We start from the raw sequence: 26300 nt of genomic DNA, 5'->3' as shown, positions 1-26300 counted from the left end.
ATTCTTTATTAAATTCATTACCTCCAATCTGGAATTGTTTTTTTATACTTTTGAGATAATTGAATATAGCTTGAAGCAAAAACACTATTAATTTTTGCTAATGATATAGCCAATTTTATTCCTTTAGAATTTATATTCTGTAAATTTTCAAAACAAAAATTCACTAATTCTTTTACTTTTTCTAAATGCTCTATTTTAAGAATTGGACTCCTATATAAATAGACAAATAAATTATTTGCTATAAAATTTACTAAATCATGTTTATGAGAATGTAATAATTCATGTTTATTAAAAACAGTCAACACCTCATAACTTGCTAAAAAATTATCTTTAAATCTATTATTCACGTGAGAAGTCATTACACTACCTACTCTTTGCACCATGTAATTATACGTTACTTCATTCGAGCAAACAATTTTGTCTATATTTAAAGCCAGCTGAATAGAGACTAATAAATCCTCTGTCGATTTGAAGTTATAGAATACAATGTCTTTAAAAATTTTACGGTTATATAGTTTCGCATATAACTGATGCCCTCCTGTAGTTAATAGCGAATACGCATAATCTTTTCCTTTTATATTTAAATTAGGATATAGATCTGATGATTTAATATGCGCTTTTGTTTTTGAATGAATAATATTAAAGCGTGACACGATTATATCTTCCTTATGTATCTGTGCCAAATGGACTAACTTTTCAACTCCATTTGTCACAAGAGTATCATCTCCATCTACAAAAACCACATAATCTCCTGTGCTTTTACTAATTCCATTTTCTCTAGCAACATTTACTCCTTTATTCTTTTGAAAAAATGCTTTTATTCGTTCATCTTTTTTTGAATAAACGTTGATAATGTGCTTAGAATCATCTAGACTTCCATCATCAATTACTATTATTTCTATATCTGTGTAAGTTTGATTTATACAAGAGTCCAAACATTCGGATAATTCTTTTTCTAAATTATATACAGGTATTATTATGGAAATTTTCATTTATAAATAACTAATTAACTTTAAATATTTCATTCTTAATAATACTTTAAAAACTCAAACAACATAGTTTAATATTATAATTATTTGTTTTTCTATTTAAGAATTTAATGCAATCAAGAAGCCCTAATTTATTTCATATTGCATCCTTAATTGAATTTAATCCTTTAGTTAAATTCACCCCGTTTAATTGACAAAAAAAATAGAGAAAAACTCTTTATTTAGATTCGTAATTTGATGCATATGGATTCCTACTAAAATCCACCATTAATGGATCAACACCTGATCCCGTTATATAAAAAAAATTTCGCTTTATAAACGCTTTTTGAAAATCTGATAATTTTAATTTCAACAATTTCTTAATTTTAAATAAAGAAACTAATCGTCCATAAACTAACTCATGCTTAATAAGATATTTACACATACCTATTCGTAGAATTTCTATAGCTTTAAGCCTTTCCGACTCATCCAAGGGGCAGTCATCATTTTCTAAAATATCAAGACTACTGTTATATGTATTCAATACACCTTCTAAAGCATGTAACTTTGAAGAAGCCTGACCAGGAGTTCTTCGCCACCAGGAAACTTGTTGATTAACCAGCAAGACATTATTTTTTAAAGTCAACATTCTTTTAGAGTACGTATCTCCAGAGATTACATCTGTAGGAAAACCATTTAACGCTTTTAACACTTTTGTTCTAATTAAAGTATCCGGAAATCCATTAATTAATACAGGACTTCCTAAAAATTCATATCTAAAAGCTTCCTTAGGTGTTAGCTCATATGGATATACCATATTATCCCAATGAGGACGAGCACATGCCATAGCCGAATTAGGAAACGCATCCAGCATTTTTACCATATACTCTAAGCCATGCGGGTAAAAGATATCGTCTCCATCAATCCAAATTATATACTCTCCTTTAGCCTCAAAAAGTGTTTTATTACGATTTGGATATTCCCTTAAATTAGTTTCATTTCTCCAAGCTCGTATCCTCGGGTCTTTATATTCCTCAACAATTTCCCATGTACCATCGGTTGAACAATCATCTGAAATTAAATATTCAAAATCTGTAAAACTCTGTGCCAATACACTTTCTATCGATTTTCTTACATACTTAGAGGAATTATATGTGATAGTCGCTATAGTTACTTTAGGATTCATTCTTAAAAATTTTAATAAATTGCATTTTACAGGTAGTAGAATTAAACTCTAAACGTGCCCCCTCCGCATTAGATGACATTAATTGGTAGTTTTCCATGGAAATTATGCACATTTCTTTTATCTTATTTTCCAAATCATCCAGTGATCCTTCTTCGTATATAAGCCCATTTATATGATCTTTAAGAATTTCCTTGGTTCCTCCGGAGTTTGCTCCAATAACTGGTAACCCGTATTTCAGTGCTTCTACAGTTACTCGACCAAAGGCCTCTCTTTTAGAACACATAAGCATAGCCTTATAATCATTAAATAATTCATAAGGATTGTTTACTGGAGGTAAAACATGGATATAACTACTAGCATCAAGTAATTCTATTTTGTCTACTAACTTTTGATAATATTCGGGTGAAGTTACACTTCCAACGATATCTAATCTAATATCTTCTATTTCAGGCTTTAGTGCACTTATTGCCAATATCGCATTTAAATGACCTTTTGCTACACTAATTTGACCTAACATTAGAAAATTATTTTTAGTATAATCTCTTACTTTTACGGTCTGTTTCTTAGGGGTCTTTACTAAATTATATAGTAAATCTATTTTTCTCTCATCAGGAAGTATGTCTAACCATTTTGCTTTTACAGCCAAGCTATTTACAACTATTTTTTTTGAAAATCTTTCGTAAAATTGATACCCTAATCGTGTAGGCACACTTAATTTAAATTGATGGTCTTCTTCACCAAATTCGTGAACAAAAAGATAGTGCGGTTTATAAGTTAATATTGACGCAATCACTCCTACATTAGAACAAATAGTATTAGTACATATTGCATATATTCCCTTTGTTTTAAGCGCTATTTTAAGGCTCGCATAACAGTTTCTCAAAACTCTTCTAAACCAACCAGAAATAAAAAAGTTTTGATTTAAAGCTCTAGTCCAACTGTAGAAACCAATAATTTCGACATCAATACTCTTATCAATTAGAAGGTCTACAAAAGTTCCTTTTGAAGGACTTATAACCTTTAAATCATACCCCATTTCAAGCAATACTTCAAAGTACTCGTTAAGGGCCATATTAGCGCCACTTGAGTTACCTTCATGCAAAATCCAAAGTAAGGTTTTATTATTATTTCCCAAGTAAAATTTCTTTAATTGCTCCTAATGTAATTCTATTCATTTTTTCTGAAGGCCAATCTAGGCTCATCTTAATAATTGAGGATATTTTATCTAACTTAGATTTAGATTTATCAGATTTTATTTTATCTAGAATCACATACCACTCACGTCGTTCATTTCTACCTAATGCTATTTTTTTGAGCTTTTTAAATTTAGGTGTAACTCCTATTTTCTTCAATATTTCAGCTTCTTCAGCATGAAATTTTTCAATACTGCTCACCGTTTTAGATTCATCATGCAGTCTAAAGTAAACCAAAGGCTTATTTATGTACTTTACATTTGGAAAAAGATGTAAATATCTAATTATTAAATCCCAATCAAAAGCGTAATGGAAGTGCTCATTTACTCCATCGCAATCAATAAAATGAGATCGTCTTGTCCATAAACCTGGTTGGATAAATACTACTCCTTTATCCCATCTTATTAACTTCTCTGCTTCTAGATTAGCTAGTTGTTCAGGGGCTTGAAATACATCATCTTCAAAATAAACGGTTTGACCGGCAACGGCATCAATATTTTTATCATTAAAAGCTTCTGCTATAGTAAATAAAGCACCTGACTCTAAATAATCATCGGAATTTAACCAATTAAAAATTTCACCTGTACTTAGTTTTAATCCTTTATTTATGGCATTCGCTTGTCCTTTATCAGGCTTGCTTTCCCAGTGTGTAAGGTGTTTTTCATATTTTTTTATAATTTCGACAGTATTGTCTGTACTACCACCATCCATAATTATAAATTCTAAGTTCGGGTAATTCTGATCTAATACAGACTTAATTGTTTCTTCTATGTATTGCCCTTGATTATAGGTTGGCGTTACTATGGATATTTTTGGATACGTCTTCAAATTTTTATTTTAATTAAGAAAAGGATTATTATTTCTAATATGAATATTAAAAACTAGATGAACTTATAATTTCGGTTTAGCCATTTTTAAGGCTTCTGTAAATTCAATTTTAGGAAAAACTTGTAATTTTCCATTAAGTGTAGCATCATAAATAATTCGATTATCTAATTCGTAATGGTATTTGGCTAAAGCATAAGACACCTCATTGCCTTGAATGTCGGGAGCTTTCCATTCCTTATTTTTGAAATAATCTGGATGAAAGTGATTTTCATCAACTCCTTCTAGTACACTTTTAGAATGAGCCTTACCATGTTGTTTCCAATTATGATCTACTCCAATAAGAAAAATCCTCTTAAACCCCATAAAATATGCAATTTGCATAGCTGTATAAGTAACCGTATTTCCCGTATGAATACGTTTAGTAATATCCTTATGGAAAGTCCATGGTCCTTCTAAATATAATTGTTCAATGTAGTCCTTATTATTTAAAACTCCATAAGGTATAAAAGAAGGACAACCAAATACGTTATTTTCTAAATCTTGTTTTATGTTATCTAACACAATATCATCAACCGCTACATGATAAGAAAATTTAATATCAAATAAATCAAATAATAAATTGGACCTATTAAGTGAAAATGTGTGATAATTATTTAACACATTTAAATCCATATTTTTTAAAGAGGGGCCTCCTCCAATTATAAAGCAATCTTCACCTTTATGAATATTTCTATACTTTTCTAACTTGGGTACACATTCAGATCGCCATTTATAATACTTATAATCATAGTTAAACCTACGTAAGGTTAGCGATAAATCCTTTAATATTTCAGTTAACACCATATTCTAGTTAAAAATTTTATTCTTAATATCTCTAATACTGTAATCGAAGAATTTCTTCTTAGTAACCTTATGAGGCTTAAAAATAACAGGTATATTATTATTTGAATAGTAATTGTTTAATTTAGGTTTCAAAATATTCTCTATGTAATCATACGAATCCCATGAAGTGTTTCCAAACACAATATTATTATCAGTTTTCCGGTAACCACCTAATGCTCGAAAAGAAACTCCAACATCACCATAACATATAACAGTTCTAGTTAAAAATGCTTCTCCATTTCTACTGAATTCTACTGGGATGGGTAAAACTTTCTTTAGAATTTCGTGATTAAAACTTAAACCCGTGGTAGCCACAAAAAGTGGAATTTGCTCTGTTTCCTTTATATATTCAACTATATTTCCCGATAAAAGATATGGTCTATACAACTCTTCGGTTTCGTTACTAAAATGATAAATTTTTAAGGGATGTTGATGCATGACAATGTTAGGGTTTCTTAAAAAAGAATAATTAACTTCATCTAATTTTTCTTTAAACCAAAAATCGTCACTATCAATCAAGCAAACAATTTCACCTTTCGCTTTTTCTAGAAGTTTATTATAGTTTGCCGCCATTCCTAAATTTTCTTCATTTATAAAGTATGAAATTTTATCAGGATATTTATCGCCATATTCTTTTATAATATTGACAGAATTATCTGTAGAGCAGTCATCGATAATTAAAAATTCAAAATCTTGAAATGTCTGATTTAATACGCTCTCAATTGATTCTTTAACGTAGTCTGACTTATTATAATTTGTACAAAGAATTGAAAATCTCATCTAAAAGTAAAAGTATTAAAGGAATTAATATAATTTGGGCTTACTATTTTTAATTCTATATTGTTATACCCATAAAATTTAATAGCATTATGCTCGGCTGCTTCAAAATCATTTATGGAATCTCCTATTAAGCAAGTTTCGTCTTTAGAATAGTCATAAGTGTTAATAACACTTTCTACCAATGTCTTTTTCGGTATAGGAGAGCCATGAATTGATTTAAAATATTTTGTTAAACTTAACTCTTCACATAAAAATCTTAACTCTGTTTGATCTGAACCTGAAACAATGTGAAAATTGTAATTATTATAATTGTTCTGAATAAAGGATACTGAATCTTGTATTAATCTATCCAAATTAATTAATTCAGCTTTCATTATCTGAGAAAACTCTAAACACAAATTATCAATTAAACTTTGATCTACATTTTCTTGCATTATTTCATTAAAAAAATAATCAAATTTAACATATCTTGAGAGACCTCCATTTAATCTATGAAAGGCAATTAGCTCTTCAACTTTATCTTCTCCATAAGATTGTAATACCTTTCTGAATCCGTAATCTCTTACACTCATTGAGTCTAAAATTACACCGTCAAAATCCCATAATATATTCTTCATTAGTTTTTATTATTTAGACTGTTATATATTATCTCACATAATTCAAAATCTTCAGGCCAGTCTACATCTAAAGAACTTAACCGATCGGTTATAAATAAATTTGGTTTTAAACCAATCCTATCATTATGTTTTAAATAATTACTAATAGAGTTAATAAAAATACCACTATTTATTTCGTATAGCTTTTTTAATGTCTGAGTTCTTGGCCATTTCTCTTTATTTCTATCATAGTTATAACTAGTTTTTTCCTCCCATAAAAAGTTTTGAATTTTATTAACAGTCATTAGACTATCAAATTCTTCATTTTTGAGTCCTTCAAAGTAAGTTTTTATAGATTCATCATATACATCTGCATTTAAAAAGGGAGAAGTAGTATGCGTCCAAAGAACATGTCCTTCTTTTATAATTGATGGCACATAATTAATTAATTGATCCGTGCTTGTAGATGAATCTGCTAAAAAATCTGGTCTATTATCTAAAATAATTGAATCTGAAATTGATTTAGCTATTTCAAATACTTTTTCATCATTAGATGATAGCACGATTTGATCTATTAATTGAGATTTTAATAATTGATCTATTTTAACCTTGAGCAATCCACCCTTTATCTCTGCGAAATCTTTAGTGTTTTTCTCCGGAACTCTTTCGCTTCCAGCTCTACACGGTAAAAAAACTGTCACCATTATATTAAACTATGTATTGAAGTTAAATTGATATTTTTATATTTTGAATCTGTTAAAAAATATGATTTAACTAAATTAGAAGCATTTAAATCGTCGAATATATTTTGATTTTCAGAAGTCAACATGTATTGATTCTGACTTATATTTTTATCGTATCCGTCAAAACCTACAAAAAATAATTCTTTAACATCAAGGTTTAAAGCTGTTTGAATAGCTACAGATAAGGGAGAGTCAAAAGATGATTTCGTAAAATTTATAGATTTTAGTTCTTGAGATTTATTTTCTAATTCTTGATTTACCACAGTACCCATTTTCCTTGGAAATGGTGGATAGATGCAAATATTCTTAATTTTTGTTAAATCATTTATCTTACTTTTTAGTTTCTCACTTTCAAAACCAACAAGACAATAATACTGTGTAATATTTTCCAGATTTAAAAAATCTGCAATATGCTTTACTCCCGCATGAATTACGCAAATATTATTTTTTTGCACGTATTCCTTTATGCTTTCTAAATTAAAATTAACCGATTTTCCCCCTCCAATAATTAGGGCTTTCGAAAATTTAACTTCACCTTCAAACTTAGGTAATTCAAGATTATCCTTAATTGCTAAATTAGCATTACTTAAAGCATTTATAATCGTAGACATAGAATATCTATTCATTCCAACCCAATCCATTACATTCTTCTGAGGTAAAGAAAATGCTCCAGAAAACATGTATGGTAAATTTGCACCCCAGCCATATTGGGCCTTTAAAACTTCAAATTTAGAAACAGTATTACTCAAACTATCAAAATTAACAGATAAATCACCAGTACTATTTAAATAAGTAAGCAGTAATTCAGTTCTTAAATTTCCAGCGCCTCTACCCATTCCTGTAATAGTACCGTCAATAAGTTCCACGTTTTCTTCAATTGCTGTTAAAGAATTAATTAGAGCTAACTCTAGATTATTATGACCATGAAATCCTAAAGCTACATTTGTCACATTTCTTATATTCTTAATAACTTCTTTAAGTATTTTGGGGGTTACACCACCATAAGAATCTACCATGTAAAAATAATCTACGTCTTCTTCAATATTTTTTATTGAATTAAAGAAATTAGGAATCTCATCCCATTTAGACATGTACATTACATTAAAAGCAACGTCATATCCTAAGGATTTAATTTTTTTTGCTAAAAGTATGGCCCTGTCTATAAATTCAGGATTTACGGCAATTCTTATTAATGATAAATATGGTTCACAAGGCTTTAATAACGATTCTATATCATCAACCTTTATATCTTTTTCATTTAAAATAATCGCCAATTTCTTCGAAGGCATTCTGTCCTTCAACGTTTTCATTAAATACTCGGGACAATAAAAATAAACTCCTAAATATCCTTTTAAAGGGATACTTCTATAGCCTATTTCAATATAGTCTACAGGTAGACTTTCCATAGATTTGCAATAAGCATCTACTAATTCCGAACTAAACTCCCAATTCGTGTAATATCCTCCATCTCTAAGAGTGCAATCTAAAATTTTCATATTTCAAAAGTTTTTTTTAAAAAAAAATTTAATTTTAATAAATTAAGAGCAATAATTTTTGAGTTTAATCAAAATTAGTCTAATATAGTTTTCAATAATTCTTGTCCAGGATGAGTCGAATACTTATCTCTAGCGTCCGCAAAGGCCACCTTTCCCATAGTTTCCCAATTATCAAAATTATTAAATGCAGTTTCTAACGTAATCTTCAATTCATTTACATTAGGGGTTTTAGATATATAACCATTAACTCCATCTTTAATCCATTCAGAATGTCCTGCAACATCTGTAATTAAACAACCTCTTCCGCATAACATAGCTTCTACAACAACCAATGGCATCCCTTCATAGTGAGAGGCCAACGCTAATAAATGGTTTTCTTCCCAGATTGCTCTTACATCATTTTTAAAACCTGCAAAATAAACGTGCTCTTCTAAACCTAGATATATACATAATTCTTTCAAGTAAATTTCATCTTCTCCTGTACCATAAACCGTCAATTGAAATTCAAAATTATCTTTTAATAGAGCTAAAGCTCTTAATAAAATATCGTGACCTTTTTGTGCACAATGTAATCTACCTACAATTGCCAATTTCATCTTTGATCCTTGAGGAAATGGTATAACTCCTATGTCTTTTAAGTTTACTGGGTTTAGCACCACTTTGCTATTATCCAATTCTCCTGCTAACAATATATTTGCCATATCTTTGTTTCGTTCGCTAACAAAAAGTACCTGCTTGGCATTAATATAAATCTGCTTAGCTAAGGTAAACCGATCAGACAAAATAGATCCATATTCCCTATTCTGGTGAGATAAAATCACATATGGAATTGAATTTTGTAGCAATAAATTATATAAGTCGGGGAAATGTAATATACTCGTAAATGCGCCTTCGTTAATAAACAGAATATCAGGTTTCCTATTTATTATTTTCTCAAAATCATTAATACGTTTATATTTTTCAGATTTATTTATTAATTTATTTAAACTTCGCTTTAATAGGCTTGGGTAAATCGTTCTGTTATTACGAGTTAATATTTCTATGTCATGACTATCTTTAAGGACTTGTAACTTTTCAGGTAATTCAGGCCATAATTTATAAGACACCAAGACTTCATGCTTGGCCTCTGCTGCCTCTACAGCCATATCGTACCATAACGCTTCACTACCACCCCATGGGTACCCCTCCATAATTGAAACTATTCCTATTTTCATACTAATTTAACCACTTTTTTATATTAAAATAAGGAGAAACATTATAACGTTCATTATATAAATCGCCTACGACATTTTGTTTTTGATAGGGCTTGAGCTGTACCGCCGATAAAATATTTTGGTAAAACTTAGCAGTAAACAATACCTTATTGTTATAAGGTAGTTTATCATATTCCTGCATTAATTTATAGGTCATGCCGTCTCTATCTGTACATGCTATATAAATATTATCCCAATTAATTCGTTTGCATCTTCTTTCCCACTTTGATCGCGCTTCGTCCTCAGAATTATAATGTAAGAAATGAATTTCTAAGTCATTATTTAACAATCCTATTGGATAGGCATATTTTTCAGCTCTAAAGTGATTAGCCTCTTTATATTTCGAAGTATTAATAAAAGATAAAGGACTATCTATATAATATTTTAAATTATTAACAAACAATAAGAAATCTTCTGCATAAAAGAAAAGGCCGATAGTTGGAGTTTGATAGGGAACATTTAAATCCTCATAAATAGATCCTCCCCAACAGTTAGCAGAAATTATTGTAAAGGGATTTGTTTTAAAATCACCTATATAATTATAATGTTCCTCTTTTAATTTCGCTACTTTTTTAGCGTTTTGTTGTTTTTTATAATGATTATATCTGAATCTAATAGATTTTAAAAGCCTCATATTATATTTTCATTTTAGTAATAAACCAATCCTATAATTTAAACGATCTTTGGTACCTCCATATTTAAACGAATCCAATAAAGCTTTTAATTTATCTAAGAAATTAGTACTGTTTTTTATTTTAAAGACATAAAAATCTATAACTAACTCCGTATAGCCATCTTTAGTTTTTTTAGGTATTTTGATACCCCGCTTTAATCTGCGTTGTAAAGCTTCATAAAACACAATAAAATAATCTTCTTTAGCTAACCGCTTATTAGGTCCTGTAGAAATTCCGTCTTTACCATCTGTTCTTAAATACCGGTATAAATACAACGGTTTCTCTAAGAATATAAGATCACCTTGCTCTTCTAATTTGAAATACAAATCTTGATCTACTGCACGTTTTAAATTTTTACGTATACCTTCCGTCTTTAAATATGCTTCACGTTTAAAAGTAGCAAAGTGATTTACTAATGGTGAACCAAATAAAGAGTCTAGATACGAGGCTCCTCGAGGTATAGCCCCAATCAGATCATTAATTTTAACAATCTCTAGGTCTTCATTACATAGGTAGCTCTGCGAGTAAATTAAACTAGCATTGGGCTTCTGACGATGTAATAACAACAAATCTTCAAGTGCTGTTTTAGTAAGCTTATCATCACCATCCAAAAATCCACAAACACTACCAGTAGCTAATTCAACGCATCGCGCTTTAGTAAAACCACAACCCATATTTTTAGTGTTGGTATAGCATTTTATCCTTTTATCCGTGTTTTGAGCACTGAAGGCGTTGAATCCACCATCAGTAGAACAATCATCAACAATAATAATCTCCCAATTATCATGTGTTTGTTCTTTTACACTTTGAACAGCATCTTTTAGGTAATCCCCATTGTTATAATTTGCTATTAGTATAGAAAATAACATTTTTTAAGCTTTTACTTTATTAAAAAAATTCTTTCGATTAAGACCTAATCAAGTATTATGTGAACACGGCTATATCCTCGTGTAGAAATGAAAATCTAAAATTAATTAATGAAATTCATCATCTTAAATAACATCTATTCCTTTTAAAATTGTAAAAGAGTGATGCTTAGAAAATAAATATTACAATTTTGATTTTCAAGAGTTAATCGTTTTTTGTATTTATGAATTATCAATTATATCTTGAATTATCCTTATATGCTTTTCTATATTAAAATGTGATTGAATTCTTTCTCTCGCTTTAGCCCCCATTTGTTTAGCCAACTGTGGATCGTCTAATAATTTAATCATGTATTCGGCCATAGAATGATAATCATGCTCATTTACTAAAAATCCTGTTTCTCTATGTATTACCACATCAGGAATTCCAGCATGAATAGTAGATATTACTGGTAAACTAGCAGCTCCAGATTCCAAAACAGCTAAAGGTGTTCCTTCCATATCGCCATTTTTAGCTGTAATTGAATGTTGAACAAAAGCTATAGAATTTTCAAATAAATCAGATAAATCTTCTGGTGAAATTGCTCCAGGTAAATTTACAGAATCTTTTAACCCCAATGCATTAATTAAATTGTTACAAACATCAAACAGTTCCCCATTTCCTGCAATAGTCAGTTTTGCAGAAGGATGTTTTTTAAGAACTTCATTGAATGCTAAAATAGTATAATAAGGGGCTTTTTTATCTGTGAACCTCCCTACAGCCATAAAATGATTAGATGCACTATTCTGAATTCTTTCAAAAAATATTGGATTTGGGCCATAATGATTTAAAATTAATTTGTCTTCTGGACACCCTAATTTTAAAAGTTGATTATACATAACTTTTGAAACTGCAATTATTTTTGTTGCATTCAAAAACATGTAGTTATATTCTTGCTTATATTTATTTAGAACGTTATAAACTGAAGCATCGAAACCATGAAAATGAATAATTAATTTTATATTTAATTTGGAACAAATAGGAGCCAATTTAGCACCCGTAATTCCATATTCAGCTAAAACGACATCTATTTTTTTATGCTTTAAATAATATTCCAAAAAAACTACATCATCTAACTTGTTGCCTATTTTTCTTTCATAAATAAAACTAGGTAATAGTCTAAAGAACTTGTTTTTATAATTATGGGTGTAATAATATTTTAGTAAAGTCCCTTCCTTTTCAGATTCTTTTGGCACAAAATTATCATATAAATACTCCACCTTACCTTGTAACATCTTCCTATGCATCTGAATAAAAGTTTCAGAATATGCATTTTTATTTGGAGAAATTATAACAATTTTTTTATTTTGTAAGTTCATTAAATTGTTTATTGATTTCAATTACCGCCTTTTTATTTTTTTTAGTTAACAAATAATCTTCATTTTTAAAGTTATTCATTAAACCTTCTTTAAATATGGTAGAAAACTTTACTCTATTTAGATTAAATCCCCATTTAGTTAATTTTTGGAAAACAAGTTCATCTGCATCGATTAGTTTATTGTAATTAACAAATATTACATTCTCTTTACCTTTTAGGTGTTTCAATATCTGCATATTATATTCAACCCAAATAGCAACATAATGATTATAGTCTTTAATATATTCTTTCTTCTTCGGTCTATTATAAATATAGTTTAGCAAAAAATTTCTGCCCTTACGCATAACCGGTACTTTCTGCTGCCTTTTCATTAACGAATTAACAACACTAGTAACATCTCTATAAACAACTAAGAATTTTGGGTTATCAATAATGTCTAAATAATATTTTAAAAAAAGACAAGTTCTTGGCTCTTTCCAACCCCATTGTTCTCTTTTTAAATTTTTCTCACTAATAATACCTCGAATTTCATTTAGATGATCATCTTTTAAAATAATATTATCTATTTTATCTAAACTCTCATGCCCCGATGGATCTGAATTAATTTCATTTAAAACCTTTTTGTGAAAATTTAAAAAATCTAAATCTTCATAATATCCTTTAATATTATATTTACTAGCGGCATATAATTCTTCTCCTAAATTTAAACCACAAGCATTTATCCATTGGGATACTAAAGAGGTCCCAGATCTATGCATTCCAACAATTAGTAGTATATTATTCTTCATCTTAAAATTCCCACTTATGATTTATAACAACACCTTGTTTGACAATTGGTATACGACCAGTTCCAAAATAATCTCCAGATTCAACCTTAAATAAGTAACAACTTTCTAACTCATCAAAAAGCACCTTATTAATCTGATCCCTAGCTCTTAAACTTAAAGTATATTCCCCTGGAAGCAAAGGCATATTTTCAAAAACACAGTTAACTACTGCGTCATTGTTTATATTTTGAAATAAATCAGCGCTATGAAAGTTATTTAATGTTGACACAATATTTCCAAAACTATCAATTATTTGAATTCTTATTTCTAAATTATTTACAACTTGTGTTGATTCTAATTTTAAAGAAAAAATAGTATAGCCTCCTAAAATAGCATTAGTAATTTCTACCTTCTCCTTATTTAAAAGTTTAATTTCAGAAAACATTAATTTAGAATTCCCTCCTCGTTGCTTAATATCTTTTAAACTTGCATGATTATCTTTAACGTCTTTTCTTAAATAATAATTAATTGAATCATCTACATCTCCACTAAAAACAGTTGTTCCGTTTTGCATAACCAAACCTTTAGTACATAAAGCTTTTACAGATGCCATATTATGACTCACAAATAAGACGGTTCGCTTTCCTCCTTTAGAAACATCTTTCATTTTTTCGATAGCTTTTTTCTGAAATTCTGCATCACCAACGGCCAATACTTCATCTACTATAAGTATCTCAGGCTCTAAATGTGCTGCTACTGCAAATGCTAAACGTACGTACATCCCAGAAGAATAACGCTTTACCGGAGTATCTATATAACGTTCACAACCTGCAAAAGCGACAATTTCATCAAATTTAGCGCGTATCTCTGTCTTAGTCATACCCATGATTGCACCATTCAGAAACACATTTTCTCGACCTGTTAATTCTGGATGAAACCCTGTTCCTACTTCTAATAGTGATGCTATTCTACCTCTTGCTTTAATACTCCCAGTCGAAGGTAAAGTGACTCTACTAAGTAACTTTAGAAGAGTTGATTTTCCAGCTCCATTTTTACCTATAATCCCTAAAACCTCTCCTGGTTGCAAAGTAAAATTTACATCCTTTAAAGCCCACACATAGTCAGATTCACCTTTAGTTGTTCTATCGTTAGACTCTCCAATCTTCAGATATGGGTCTTCTTTCCCTCTTACCGAATGCCACCATCGATTAATATCGTGACCAAAAGAACCTGTTCCTACATTACCTAAACGATACTGTTTACTTAAATTTTCTACTTTTATTGCTGGTTTCATTAAATTATTATCTCTTAATTAATATTATTTAAACTGTATCCATAAAGCTTTTTTCGACCTTAGTAAATACAACTGTACCGACACTCACCAAAACGACCATAATTAAAGAACTATATAATAAATAATTCCAACTAAAGGTTCCTGTACCAGTAAATGCATACCTAAAAGCTTCAATAATAGGCGTCATAGGATTAGCTAAAATAAACTTTTGATATTCTGCCGGAACAAATGATAAAGGATAGATAACAACCGTTCCATACATCATTAACTGGACTGCAAATGTCAATAAAAATGTAAAATCTCTATATTTAGTTGTCAAGGAAGAGATAATCATCCCTGCTCCAAATGCCAACCCCGCCATAATAAAAATAAGTAAAGGCAAAGTTAAAATATAAACATTTGGTTCTAAATGAAATTCAGACTCTTTTGCAAAATAAAAATAGCACCATATTGCCATAAATAAGCAAAATTGCACAACCAGCTTTAACAGTTGAGATATAATTAGAGACATGGGCATGATTAATCTGGGAAAATATACTTTACCAAAGATTCCCGCATTACTTCGAAATGTATTAGAAGTTAATGTTAAACTTCCTGCGAAATACTGCCACATTAAATTTCCTGATAAATAAAATAACATAGGAGGCATACCGTCAACTGGAATTTTAGCTACGTTATTAAAAATAAGAAGTTGCATGATTGAGGTAATTATAGGTTGTAAGATAAACCAAATAGGTCCCAATACTGTTTGCTTGTAAACGGATACAAAATCGCGTCTTACAAATAGAATTAGCAAATCCCTATACCTCCAAAGTTCTTTCAAATTTAAATTGAATAGACTAGATTTAGGATATATTTCTAAAGTCCAATCACCGTCTTGTTTTATATTTTGCATGTTAATTAATTATAATACGATTTGTACCAATTAACAAAAGCTGTTACACCCTCGCTTACATTGGTTTTTGGTTGATAATTATATTGTTTTTTAATCTTTGTAACATCTGCATAAGTCTGCTTAACATCACCATCTTGCATAGGTAACATTTCTTTAATAGCATCTTTACCTATAGCGACCTCAATGGCTTCTATATAATCTAATAATTTAATAGGTTTACTATTCCCAATATTGTACAGTTTATATAAAGTACTTGAATCTGACGGTTGTAGTAAAGTTGATATGACCCCAGAAACTATATCATCTACATAAGTAAAATCACGAGACAATTCACCATTATTAAATACTTTTATAGGCTTGTCATTTATTATAGCATCGGTAAATAAAAACATAGCCATATCTGGCCTACCCCAAGGCCCATAGACTGTGAAAAAGCGCAACCCTATGGTCTCTATATCATATAAATGACTATAGGTATGTGCCATCAATTCATTTGCTTTTTTTGTTGCTGCATATAAACTAATTGGATGATCTACATTTGCAGTTTCTTTAAAAGGGACACTATCACTATTTCCATAAACACTAGAACTACTAGAATACACTAATTTACTAATATTAGCATGTCTGCAACATTCCAGAACATTTAAAAATCCTATGATATTACTATCTGCATAAGCATTAGGATTTACAATGGAGTATCGCACTCCAGCTTGAGCAGCCAGATTACAAACGACATCAATATTTTGGGTTTTAAAAAGCTTAGGCATAGCCACACGGTCTTCCAAATTCATTTTAATAAATTGCATTTGGAGACCGTGTGTAGAACTAGAACATATTTCCAATTCCTGTTCAGCATGCTCCTTCTGAATTCCTAATTGCCTTAAACGCTCAAACTTTAAATCCACATCGTAGTAATCACTGATATTATCAAGTCCAATTACGCGATGCCCCAAACTTAAAAGCTGTTTAGCAACATGAAATCCAATAAAGCCGGCAGCGCCAGTTACAAGAATTGTTTTTACCTCCATAATTATTGCCCTATAACATAAACTTGAAAACCGATTTTTTCTAATTCAGCTTTATCTAATACACTACGTCCATCAAAAACGAAAGCAGGCTTTTGCATATTATCATAAACTTTTTGCCAATCGTAAGCTTTAAACTCATCCCATTCTGTTAATACTGCAATAGCATGTGCGCCATTAAGCGCTTCATAAGGATCGTTTACTACCGTTAATCCTTTTTCGTTTGAAGCAGAATCTCTAGTTTGTAAGTAGTCTAAATCACCATACATTTGTTGAGCCGTTACTTTTGGATCATAAACTACAATATTAGCTTGTTCGTCTAATAAAATATCAGCAACATAAATAGCAGCAGATTCTCTTGTATCGTTGGTATCTTTCTTAAATGCCCAACCTAAAAATGCAATTTTTTTACCAGAAACCGTATTATATAATGTCTTAACAATATTCTTTGCAAAACGATGTTTTTGGTGATCATTCATTATAATAACTTGTTCCCAATAGTCGGCAACAGCATCTAAGCCATACGATTTTGAAATATAAACTAAGTTTAAAATATCTTTCTGGAAACAAGAACCTCCAAATCCAACAGAAGCTTTTAAGAATTTTGGTCCAATACGACTATCTTTCCCTATAGCTCTCCCCACTTCATTAACATCGGCTCCAGTAACTTCACATAATTCTGACAATGCATTTATAGAAGATACACGTTGTGCCAAGAATGCATTTGCAGTTAATTTAGATAATTCAGATGACCACAAATTAGTTGTTAAAATATTTTCTTTAGTTACCCAACTTCCGTACACGTTTACTAATGCATCAATAGCTTCTAAACCTTCAGGTGTTTGTTCTCCTCCAATAAGCACACGATCTGGGGCCATTAAATCCTCAACAGCTGTTCCTTCTGCCAAAAACTCAGGATTTGATAGAATTTGAAACTTCGCTCCGTTACCAGTATTGTCTAAAATACTTTTAATTGCTTGGGCCGTACGAACCGGTAAAGTAGATTTTTCTACAATAATTTTATCGCTTTTAGACACTCGTGCTATCTGACGTGCACATAATTCAATATATTTTAAGTCGGCAGCCATTCCCTTTCCTACACCATATGTTTTTGTTGGTGTATTTACAGAAATAAATACCATTTCGGCTTCATCGATAGCTTTATCTACTTCTGTAGAAAAAAACAAATTTCTTCCACGAGCTTCACCTACAACTTTATCTAAACCTGGCTCGTAAATTGGTAAATTATCTAAATTAGTATCATTCCATGCCGCTATACGCTCTACATTTAAATCTACAACAGTAACTTTAATTCCTGGATTTTTTTGTGCGATTACCGCCATTGTTGGGCCTCCAACATAACCCGCGCCTATACAGCAAATGTTCTTAATTTTCATTCTGATTTTATTTAGATAATTTAACTTGTTTTAATGAAGCTTGATGATCTAGAAACCAAGCGTATGTATTTTCAATTCCTTGTAATAATTCTGTTTTATAACTCCATCCTGCATGTTTCAACTTTGAAACATCCATTAGTTTTCTTGGTGTACCATCTGGTTTTTCTGAATCCCAAATAATATCACCTTCATGACCTACAACCTTCTGTATCGTTTCTGCTAATTCCTTTATTGTGACATCTGTTCCCGTACCTACATTATACAAATGTTCAGGCAAGGTATTATTCACAGCAAAAACTACAGCTTCAGCCATATCGTCAACATATAAAAATTCACGCATCGGTGTACCGCTACCCCACAAAGTAACTGGTCCATTCCCGTTTTCTTTAGCTTCATGAAACTTACGTAACATGGCAGGTAAAACGTGTGATGTTTTTAAATCGAAATTATCAAACGAACCGTATAGATTTGTAGGCATTAAACTTACATAATCTTTACCGTATTGTTTTCTAATAGCCTCACAAGCTTTAACACCAGTAATTTTAGCTATAGCATACCATTCGTTTGTAGGTTCTAATGAATCGGTAAGTAAATACTCCTCTTTTAAAGGTTGAGGCGCTAATTTAGGGTATATACAAGAGCTTCCTAAAAAGATAAACTTTTCTACTCCCTGTTTATGAGCCGCGTCTATAAGATTATTCTGAATCTGTAGATTTTCCATTAAAAACTGATATGGATACTCACTATTCGCTAGGATTCCTCCTACACGTGCCGCTGCATCAATAACGACATCTGGTTCTTCTGAAATTATAAACTGACTTACTGCATCTTGATTTCGTAGATCTAATTCGGAACTCGTTCGCCCAATAAGATTAGTATAACCATCTGCTTCTAAGGCACGCCAAACGGCAGAACCTACCATACCACGATGACCAGCTATATAAATTTTTGAATTTTTATTCATAATACTTTAGATAAATCTATTACAGATTATTCAAAATAGTTTAGAGTATCGTAACCTCCTTCTCTTAGGAATTGATCTTTTTGCATCAACTTTAAGTCACTTTTCATCATATCCTTAACAAGATCGTTTAAATCATATTCAGGAATCCAGCCTAATTTATTATTTGCTTTTGATGCATCACCTATTAATAGTTCAACCTCTGTTGGTCTAAAATATTTAGGATCTACAGCTAAAACTTCTTTTCCTATTTCTAATTGAAAATCTGCATTATCACAAGATGCTACATATGCTTTTTCGTCAACACCTTCCCCTTTAAACTCTAAGGTAATTCCTAATTCAGAGAAAGCCATTTTTACGAAATCTCTAACTGGAGTTGTTTTTCCTGTAGCGATAACCCAGTCTTCAGCTTCTTCAGCCTGAAGAATCATCCACATCATACGAACATAATCCTTTGCATGTCCCCAGTCACGTTGTGCATCTAAATTTCCTAAGAAAAATTTATCTTGAAGACCTAGAGCAATTCTTGAAACCGCTCTAGTAATTTTACGCGTTACAAACGTTTCCCCACGAATTGGAGATTCATGATTAAATAAAATACCATTACAAGCATACATATTATAAGCTTCACGATAATTTACTGTAATCCAGTAAGCATACATTTTTGCAACTGCATAAGGACTACGCGGATAAAATGGAGTTGTTTCCGATTGAGGAACTTCTTGTACTTTTCCGTACAACTCTGAAGTAGACGCCTGATAAATTCTTGTTTTCTTTTCTAAACCTAATAAACGAACAGCATCTAAAATACGTAATGTCCCTAATCCATCTGCATTTCCTGTATATTCAGGAATTTCGAAAGATACATGTACGTGACTCATTGCTGCCAAATTATAAATTTCGTCTGGCTGAATTTCTTTTATTAAGCGAATAAGATTTGTACTATCAGTCATATCCCCGTAATGCAAAAAGAAATTACGACCATCGATATGCGGATCTTGGTATAAATGATCGATACGATCTGTGTTAAAAAGTGAAGATCTACGTTTTAAACCGTGGACTTCGTATCCTTTTTTTAATAAAAACTCACTTAAATAAGCACCATCTTGGCCAGTTACACCTGTAATTAAAGCTACTTTTTGTTTCATAAGACTGATAATATTTACAAAATATGTTATGTTATTTTTTTTATTTATTCCGTATTACTCACGGCTTCGCCGTGGTGCACCCCATTACTGGTTGCTCCAATTTAATCTTTATTTTAATACTTCACTTTACTGAAGCTGTAGTTTAACTACAAAACCTAATTTTTTCAACACCACCCAACATTGATTACCCGACACATGTTTAACCTCTCCATATTCCTCACCGAATCCAAAATCAGACATTTCTACACGTGCTCCTGGTTTTAAAACGTCAACACTCTCCAACGTCATATCCTTACTCTGCTCTACCTCTTTCAACACCGCCACCTCATCTTCTCTAACCACTACAGGCTCTCCATTCCAAAACATATATCTCACAACTCCCGGTACACTAAACACCTTATTGCGTTTAGATTCCAAAAGTTTAACTAAGACCATGGACGGTAATAAAGGTACAAATACTTTCTTCTTTCTATCACTCCAAACTCGAATCTCAGTTTTCACAGGACAGTAAGCTTCTACTCCTAAACGATTTAAATTAGCCTCGACCTTTTTCTCATTTCTAGACTTCGTATAGACAACATACCACCTTGACTTCATCACTTCTCTATCGATTCATCATATATAACAAGCCCATTTTTTTGCTGATAGGAATCGGTAAAAGAAAAATTAACCTTCCTTTTTATTTCCGATTCTATTTTGCCTGCCATTTGATTAATATATATTGTATTCAAATTTTCTCCTTCTACTACGACATCTATAAGACCTGAATCTTTTCCTTCTGCATAATCTCCAATAACAATAACACGAGATACATGCCCCATACGCGCCAGTACCGTAGCAACAATTGTATCTAACCCCACATATTTTCTTACCATATTTTGCAATGGATAAAACAAAGGATGTTCGGTATTTGCTTTGTATGTTACTTTGTTTTGCTCTTTCTCTTTTCCGAGATAGCCTGCTGAAGACAATTGATTAAGTTCTTTTCTAATAGAATTAGTAGACTCGTTAAACTCCAAGGCCAAACCTCTTAAATACCCACTATTATTAGCGCTAAGGAATAGCTTAACTAAAATACGAATTCTTGTCTTTGAGGTAATTAGAGATTCTAACATATGGTTTTTAAAACGAGTAACAAAACTACTCCTTTTTACGAAACAGCAAAATTAATTACAAAAAATTATTTTATTAAAACAGTTAAATAACAAAGAATTAACAAAGCCACAATATTCTTAGTAATTATTACTTAAATCACTCCAAATCTTATAAAAAAACAAATAATTCTCAACTTAACTTCCACTTCTAAATATCACTAAGAGACTCTTTATGAATTCTTATTGCACCACAAATAAATTATACCGCAATTTCTGACGCGCTTACTACATGTTAATCTGTAATAAAGCAATATTAACATAAAACACTAACAAATCACACCTTCTACTAAGATATTCGCAAAAAAATAACACAGAAATAGAGATTAGTGTTATAGCAATTTATTTTGTAATCTAAAACCTACAAATAATAGACTAAAAAAGTTAAATTTTACCATTCAACGATGTTAAATAGTATTTCAGCTAATAAAAATAAAATTTATATCATAGTTATACACAGTATCTATATTTGTATTAAAATATTAGCTACAACAGCCTAGAACCTACTTACTTAAAAAAAATACTATGAAGAAAATTTACTATTTAATTTTACTGAGCCTAACCGTTTCTACATTAGGCTATAGTCAAGACCTTATTTACAATGAAGCCCCAGTTTCATCAGGTGGCTATGACGGCTGGAAGGATGGCATAGTACCCGGTACATCAACAGAAACAAGCCAAGGCAAGAATATAATTATTCAAAAAGGACATGTCGTTTTTCCTGACGAAACAAGATGTGTTAATTTAACCATAGAAGAAGAAGGGAGTGCAACTATTTTACCAGGGGCTTGGGTATTCTTGGTACAGGGGGAAATATCAGACGGAGTACCCGATTTAACTACCGGGAATTTATTAATAGAGGGGGATTTAACCATTGAATCTAATTCAACACAATACGGAGCAATATATGTACAAGGCACTTCTACAGGTTTACTAAACTACGATCTTTATGTAAAGCCCGGACCACGTAGTCAATTTATTTCATCTCCATTATCTGGTATAAATTTTGGTGATTTCGCCACAAATAATGACAACATATATGAACCTTACAGTACAACTACTATTAAACGATTTGGTACTTGGGATAAAGCCTCGGGGACGTATTTAGAATGGGACACATCTAATAGTAGCGACAATGCAGTGGTGTTTACATCAGGGGTAGGGTACCATGCCGCTACAAAATCTTCAGACAATATCCTATCCTTTAGAGGATCTAATGAAACGGAAGACATTTTCGTACCCGTATTGCACACCCCAAGTACAATTGCTTCACAATGGAACTTGGTTGGAAACCCGTATCCTGCCTATATTCGAGCTAGAACATTTATTCGCAATAACTCCGATAAATTCCAACCAATAAAAAAAGGAATTTATGCAGATAATGGATCTTATTGGATAGTTTTAAACGAATTGACCAATTATGGAATTCCACCAGGACAAGGTTTTTATGTAGCCGTTTTAGAAAACACGGATATAAGATTTAGAGAGCTTTCAAGAACAGTGTCTAGTATTAGCGGTGGAGATGATTTTATAACAGGAAGAGGAGATATTGAAGAAGAAGAAGCCGTTCCTTACATTTCTTTAAATTTATCTGCAAGTACAGAGGAAAAACACTATACAGACATATATTTTACAGATGATGCCTCTTTAGGTGTAGACGAAAGATTCGATACATCAATTTACGGTTCTAATCCTTCTGGATTTACAATGTATACGCAATTAGCAGAACCTGAAACAAATTCAAATTATAAACTTGGGATACAAGCAATACCAACTACTGCATTAGATAACTCAGGTACTGCTATAGCCTTGGGTATTGAAGCTCCAAAGGGACAACAAGTTACGATAGATCTTAAGAACAACACACTAGAGAGTAGTGCTATAGTTTATCTAGAAGATACTAAAACCAATACCTGGACTACGTTAACAGAAAACGCATACACCTTTACTACAGAGGAAAAATTAACGGGATTGGGACGTTTTGTTGTACATGTAACTAACGAAGAGCGATTATCTTTAGACGAAGATAGTACTTTTGAAACTTTACAATTTATTTCGGCTAACCATTCTATAAGTATAAAAGGATTACTTGAAAAGAATACGAAACTTTCAGTATACGATATGCAAGGAAGACAAATAAACAGTACAACAATAAGCAATACAGTTAACGAGTATCAAATAAATTCTTCTAATTACGGTAGTGGTATTTATATAGTAAAAGTTAAAACCCCTGCTGGTAAGAATATTACAAAGCGAGTTATTTTAAAATAATGTTTTGCATATCAAAAACTTAATTTACCTTTACACTGAATTTATTGCACTTTAACTATTTTTTTTGCATATTTAAAAAAACAATTTATGGAAAACAAGCACACAGAGATAACTCGTAAAGAAGCCATAAAAAAAATGGGAAAATATGCTGCATTTACGGCCGTTGGAACATTTGCTATATTATCGCCTTTACGTGCTCAAAACACCAGCAAACCGATTGGACCTCCAGGGTCTCGCGTAGCTCCTCAGGAAAGCCCTACAGATTCAAAAGAGCAGTCTTCAGAATTTATTAATAAGAGTCAAGTAAAAAATAATTTTTAATAAATTATTGAACACTGATCTAAAACCTAAATATTCTCAATCCATTATTGATTATAAAATACTTTGGTTCGAACTTTCGAACCAGTATGCTATAGTTAATAATGGATTGTTTTATTGTATTGACACATATTTTAATTTAGATACTATAAATCTTTGCATAGATGCATACAAAGACGAATTTAATCTAACTGAAGAACAAGCTAGTGCGTTGTACAAGGATATTAATAAATTCCTTATAGATAGAAATACACCCGAACCAGAAAATCTTAAACCTAAATATAATTTAGAGCTAAACAATAGGGTTATATCTAAATCCTACACTTCGAAGGGACTAAACTTTAAAATCCATGTGCAATCAGACACATTACTTAGTTACATTCATCCTCAAATTTGCCACTTAGAAACTTTCAACATAGCGAAACCTGATTTTTGGTTCGATATACATGAAGTAAATCAGCAAATAATGCTTTTTAAAAACAATCAATTTATAAAAGCATGCGAAACTCAGCATTTTCATGAATTGCAAGGAAAATTTAACATGGAACTTATTTCTTCTTTATATGGTAAAGAAGAACATGATTGGATGGGATTATTTCACGCGTCTACCGTAGCAACAAAATCAGAATCCGTAATGCTAATTGGAACATCTGGAAGTGGAAAAAGCACTTTAACAACAATCTTAGCACATCATGGCTACCAATTAATTGCCGACGACACTACTCCTATTTTAAGAGCCGATTTAAACACCTACTATTTCCCTGGTGGCATCTCAATTAAGCCTGGCGCATTTTCTACAATAAAACCCTTAATTCCTAATTTTGACAATATTCCTCAAAGCTTTTTAAGAGCGTACAAAGGTGGCATAAAGTATATTGCACCTCCAAAACCTAAACAAAATCACCTGCCGTGTAAATCTATAGTTTTAGTTAATTACAAGAAAGATGCAGATGTAGATTTAGACACCCTAGATGCTAAAACAGCTCTTGAAATATTAATTCCAGATTCCTGGATTTCCCCTAAACCAGAAAATGCAAAAGCTTTTCTTAATTGGATAAGCACTGTCACATTTTATAGACTTACATACAGCAATAATCAAGATGCAATTGATATTTTTTCGACTATCTTTAAAGACGAATAAGTAAGCGTTATGAGTCCTCTTGAAGTTACACTAACTCACATTTCCCGTATACTAAGTTTTAAAACGGACCAACTTTCTTTAAAACAAGATATAATAAATCATGTTTTTAACTGGGAAAGTATAATTAGTGAAGGTAGCAGACAATTAGTTATTCCCACGTTGTACTCCAGACTAAAATCTAAAGATTTACTGCAATACCTACCCCAAGACTTACAACACTACCTTGCCTACATATTCGATTTAAACAAAGAACGAAATAACGCCTTATTACAAGAAGTAAAACTTATAAGCTCTTGGTTTAAAACAAAAAATATAGAACATGTATATCTAAAAGGCGCCGCAATGATTGCATCTAATTACTACGAAGACATAGGCGAACGCATGATTGGAGATATAGATATTTTAATTCCAAGAGCACAATGCCAACAAGCATTCGATTTATTAATAGATAACGGATATACTTACGCAAAAGAACCAACTATAAGCCCTAAGTATTTTGAAGATAAACATCTCTTAAGATTAGCTTCAAAAGATTACATCGGAGCTGTAGAAATACATTTTAAACTTCTAGATAAAGATCAGAAAGCATTACATCCAGTTCATGTCTTAGAAAACAAACAGTTTGTAGAGGTCACAAGAACCCCAATTCCTTCTGTGAAACATTTATTAATTCACAATGTGCTGAATTTTCAAATCAATGATTTTGGATCGTTTTATAATTTTATAGGTCTTAAAAATTTTTACGACACATTAGTCCTTTTACCTCATTTAGGATTGAATGACGAAAAAGAATTATTTAAAAACAGACATATTAAAAATAATTTTAATTTAGGTCGGATTTATTTAAATGAGATTCCAAAGCCTCCAACATCGTTAAGATTAACATACAACACTAAAGTCTATTTATTAAAAAACAAATATCAAAATTTCGGGTTTTGGCATTATAAAATCCTCTCCTATATAAATCTTTTAAAACTAGTACTCCATCGTACTTGGTTTTTCCTAGTCAATAGAAACTATAGAAAAGATGTATTAAACGATCGGCAACGCATTAAAGACTTTATTAAATCTAAACTTTAAATGTGACGATCTCGGTTTCTTGTACTATA

The 26300-nt window shown here is 31.1% G+C and carries 26 protein-coding genes; 4 read left to right on the top strand and 22 right to left on the bottom strand.

The window, feature by feature from the left end:
- Window positions 1-17: 17 nt before the first annotated feature.
- From AC0UBM_RS08640 to AC0UBM_RS08535, 22 genes are all read right to left on the bottom strand, one after another.
- The gene (locus AC0UBM_RS08640) at window positions 18-992 is read right to left on the bottom strand and encodes a glycosyltransferase family 2 protein (RefSeq protein ID WP_475688353.1); all 975 of its coding nucleotides are present in this window, start codon (window positions 990-992) and stop codon (window positions 18-20) included.
- A gap of 214 nt (window positions 993-1206) precedes the next feature.
- Entirely contained in the window at window positions 1207-2154 is a 948-nt protein-coding gene (locus AC0UBM_RS08635; RefSeq protein ID WP_475688352.1) for a glycosyltransferase family 2 protein, read from the bottom strand.
- Window positions 2144-3289, bottom strand: a complete 1146-nt coding sequence (locus AC0UBM_RS08630) for a glycosyltransferase family 4 protein (RefSeq protein ID WP_475688351.1) — start codon at window positions 3287-3289, stop codon at window positions 2144-2146. Before AC0UBM_RS08630 ends, AC0UBM_RS08635 begins: the two co-directional genes overlap by 11 nt.
- Window positions 3279-4175: a glycosyltransferase family 2 protein gene (locus AC0UBM_RS08625; protein ID WP_475688350.1), complete on the bottom strand. Its 897-nt coding sequence runs from the start codon at window positions 4173-4175 to the stop codon at window positions 3279-3281. Before AC0UBM_RS08625 ends, AC0UBM_RS08630 begins: the two co-directional genes overlap by 11 nt.
- A gap of 63 nt (window positions 4176-4238) precedes the next feature.
- Window positions 4239-5018: a 6-hydroxymethylpterin diphosphokinase MptE-like protein gene (locus tag AC0UBM_RS08620; protein WP_475688349.1), complete on the bottom strand. Its 780-nt coding sequence runs from the start codon at window positions 5016-5018 to the stop codon at window positions 4239-4241.
- A 3-nt stretch (window positions 5019-5021) separates the two neighbouring features.
- Window positions 5022-5837, bottom strand: a complete 816-nt coding sequence (locus AC0UBM_RS08615; RefSeq protein ID WP_475688348.1) for a glycosyltransferase — start codon at window positions 5835-5837, stop codon at window positions 5022-5024.
- Window positions 5834-6454 carry an HAD family hydrolase gene (locus AC0UBM_RS08610; RefSeq protein ID WP_475688347.1) on the bottom strand — a complete coding sequence of 207 codons (621 nt, stop codon included), beginning with the start codon at window positions 6452-6454 and terminating at the stop codon, window positions 5834-5836. Before AC0UBM_RS08610 ends, AC0UBM_RS08615 begins: the two co-directional genes overlap by 4 nt.
- Window positions 6454-7137: an acylneuraminate cytidylyltransferase family protein gene (locus AC0UBM_RS08605; RefSeq protein WP_475688346.1), complete on the bottom strand. Its 684-nt coding sequence runs from the start codon at window positions 7135-7137 to the stop codon at window positions 6454-6456. Before AC0UBM_RS08605 ends, AC0UBM_RS08610 begins: the two co-directional genes overlap by 1 nt.
- Window positions 7137-8672: an aldolase catalytic domain-containing protein gene (locus AC0UBM_RS08600; protein WP_475688345.1), complete on the bottom strand. Its 1536-nt coding sequence runs from the start codon at window positions 8670-8672 to the stop codon at window positions 7137-7139. The genes AC0UBM_RS08605 and AC0UBM_RS08600 overlap by 1 nt, the downstream gene beginning before the upstream one ends.
- A gap of 74 nt (window positions 8673-8746) precedes the next feature.
- On the bottom strand, window positions 8747-9886 hold the full coding sequence (locus AC0UBM_RS08595; protein WP_475688344.1) for a glycosyltransferase: 1140 nt from the start codon (window positions 9884-9886) through the stop codon (window positions 8747-8749).
- A gap of 1 nt (window position 9887) precedes the next feature.
- Window positions 9888-10559 (bottom strand): DUF1919 domain-containing protein, encoded by a 672-nt coding sequence (locus AC0UBM_RS08590; RefSeq protein WP_475688343.1) that lies wholly within the window; start codon window positions 10557-10559, stop codon window positions 9888-9890.
- Between the two features lie 9 nt (window positions 10560-10568).
- Complete coding sequence (locus tag AC0UBM_RS08585; protein ID WP_414036252.1) at window positions 10569-11468, bottom strand: glycosyltransferase; 900 nt, start codon at window positions 11466-11468, stop codon at window positions 10569-10571.
- Between the two features lie 219 nt (window positions 11469-11687).
- The gene (locus tag AC0UBM_RS08580) at window positions 11688-12845 is read right to left on the bottom strand and encodes a glycosyltransferase (RefSeq protein WP_459395826.1); all 1158 of its coding nucleotides are present in this window, start codon (window positions 12843-12845) and stop codon (window positions 11688-11690) included.
- Window positions 12808-13611 carry a sulfotransferase gene (locus AC0UBM_RS08575; protein WP_414036254.1) on the bottom strand — a complete coding sequence of 268 codons (804 nt, stop codon included), beginning with the start codon at window positions 13609-13611 and terminating at the stop codon, window positions 12808-12810. Before AC0UBM_RS08575 ends, AC0UBM_RS08580 begins: the two co-directional genes overlap by 38 nt.
- 1 nt (window position 13612) lies before the next feature.
- Complete coding sequence (locus tag AC0UBM_RS08570; RefSeq protein ID WP_475688342.1) at window positions 13613-14884, bottom strand: ABC transporter ATP-binding protein; 1272 nt, start codon at window positions 14882-14884, stop codon at window positions 13613-13615.
- Between the two features lie 28 nt (window positions 14885-14912).
- Window positions 14913-15779, bottom strand: coding sequence for an ABC transporter permease (locus AC0UBM_RS08565; protein WP_475688341.1), 867 nt, complete (start codon window positions 15777-15779; stop codon window positions 14913-14915).
- A 5-nt stretch (window positions 15780-15784) separates the two neighbouring features.
- Window positions 15785-16807: an NAD-dependent epimerase/dehydratase family protein gene (locus AC0UBM_RS08560; protein WP_475688340.1), complete on the bottom strand. Its 1023-nt coding sequence runs from the start codon at window positions 16805-16807 to the stop codon at window positions 15785-15787.
- A gap of 2 nt (window positions 16808-16809) precedes the next feature.
- A complete protein-coding gene (locus AC0UBM_RS08555; RefSeq protein ID WP_475688339.1) occupies window positions 16810-18201 on the bottom strand; it encodes a UDP-glucose 6-dehydrogenase in 1392 nt (463 codons plus the stop codon).
- Between the two features lie 7 nt (window positions 18202-18208).
- Window positions 18209-19165: a GDP-L-fucose synthase family protein gene (locus AC0UBM_RS08550; RefSeq protein WP_475688338.1), complete on the bottom strand. Its 957-nt coding sequence runs from the start codon at window positions 19163-19165 to the stop codon at window positions 18209-18211.
- A gap of 26 nt (window positions 19166-19191) precedes the next feature.
- Window positions 19192-20310 carry a GDP-mannose 4,6-dehydratase gene (gmd, locus tag AC0UBM_RS08545; protein WP_414036260.1) on the bottom strand — a complete coding sequence of 373 codons (1119 nt, stop codon included), beginning with the start codon at window positions 20308-20310 and terminating at the stop codon, window positions 19192-19194.
- Between the two features lie 126 nt (window positions 20311-20436).
- The gene (locus AC0UBM_RS08540) at window positions 20437-20907 is read right to left on the bottom strand and encodes a UpxY family transcription antiterminator (protein WP_475688337.1); all 471 of its coding nucleotides are present in this window, start codon (window positions 20905-20907) and stop codon (window positions 20437-20439) included.
- Window positions 20907-21425, bottom strand: a complete 519-nt coding sequence (locus tag AC0UBM_RS08535; protein WP_414036262.1) for an ArsR family transcriptional regulator — start codon at window positions 21423-21425, stop codon at window positions 20907-20909. The genes AC0UBM_RS08540 and AC0UBM_RS08535 overlap by 1 nt, the downstream gene beginning before the upstream one ends.
- Window positions 21426-21986: 561 nt before the next feature.
- Between AC0UBM_RS08535 and AC0UBM_RS08530 the strand changes: the two genes are divergently transcribed.
- The 4 genes from AC0UBM_RS08530 (at window position 21987) to AC0UBM_RS08515 (ending at window position 26271) form a co-directional block, all read left to right on the top strand.
- Window positions 21987-23732 carry a T9SS type A sorting domain-containing protein gene (locus AC0UBM_RS08530; protein WP_475688336.1) on the top strand — a complete coding sequence of 582 codons (1746 nt, stop codon included), beginning with the start codon at window positions 21987-21989 and terminating at the stop codon, window positions 23730-23732.
- An 87-nt stretch (window positions 23733-23819) separates the two neighbouring features.
- Window positions 23820-24053, top strand: coding sequence for a hypothetical protein (locus tag AC0UBM_RS08525; protein WP_475688335.1), 234 nt, complete (start codon window positions 23820-23822; stop codon window positions 24051-24053).
- Window positions 24054-24060: 7 nt separating this feature from the next.
- Window positions 24061-25191, top strand: a complete 1131-nt coding sequence (locus AC0UBM_RS08520) for a hypothetical protein (protein WP_475688334.1) — start codon at window positions 24061-24063, stop codon at window positions 25189-25191.
- A 9-nt stretch (window positions 25192-25200) separates the two neighbouring features.
- Window positions 25201-26271, top strand: coding sequence for a nucleotidyltransferase family protein (locus tag AC0UBM_RS08515; RefSeq protein ID WP_475688333.1), 1071 nt, complete (start codon window positions 25201-25203; stop codon window positions 26269-26271).
- Window positions 26272-26300 lie beyond the last annotated feature (29 nt).

The organism is Formosa sp. F44 (genome assembly GCF_056238645.1).
This window is presented reverse-complemented; position numbering and strand designations above follow the sequence as displayed.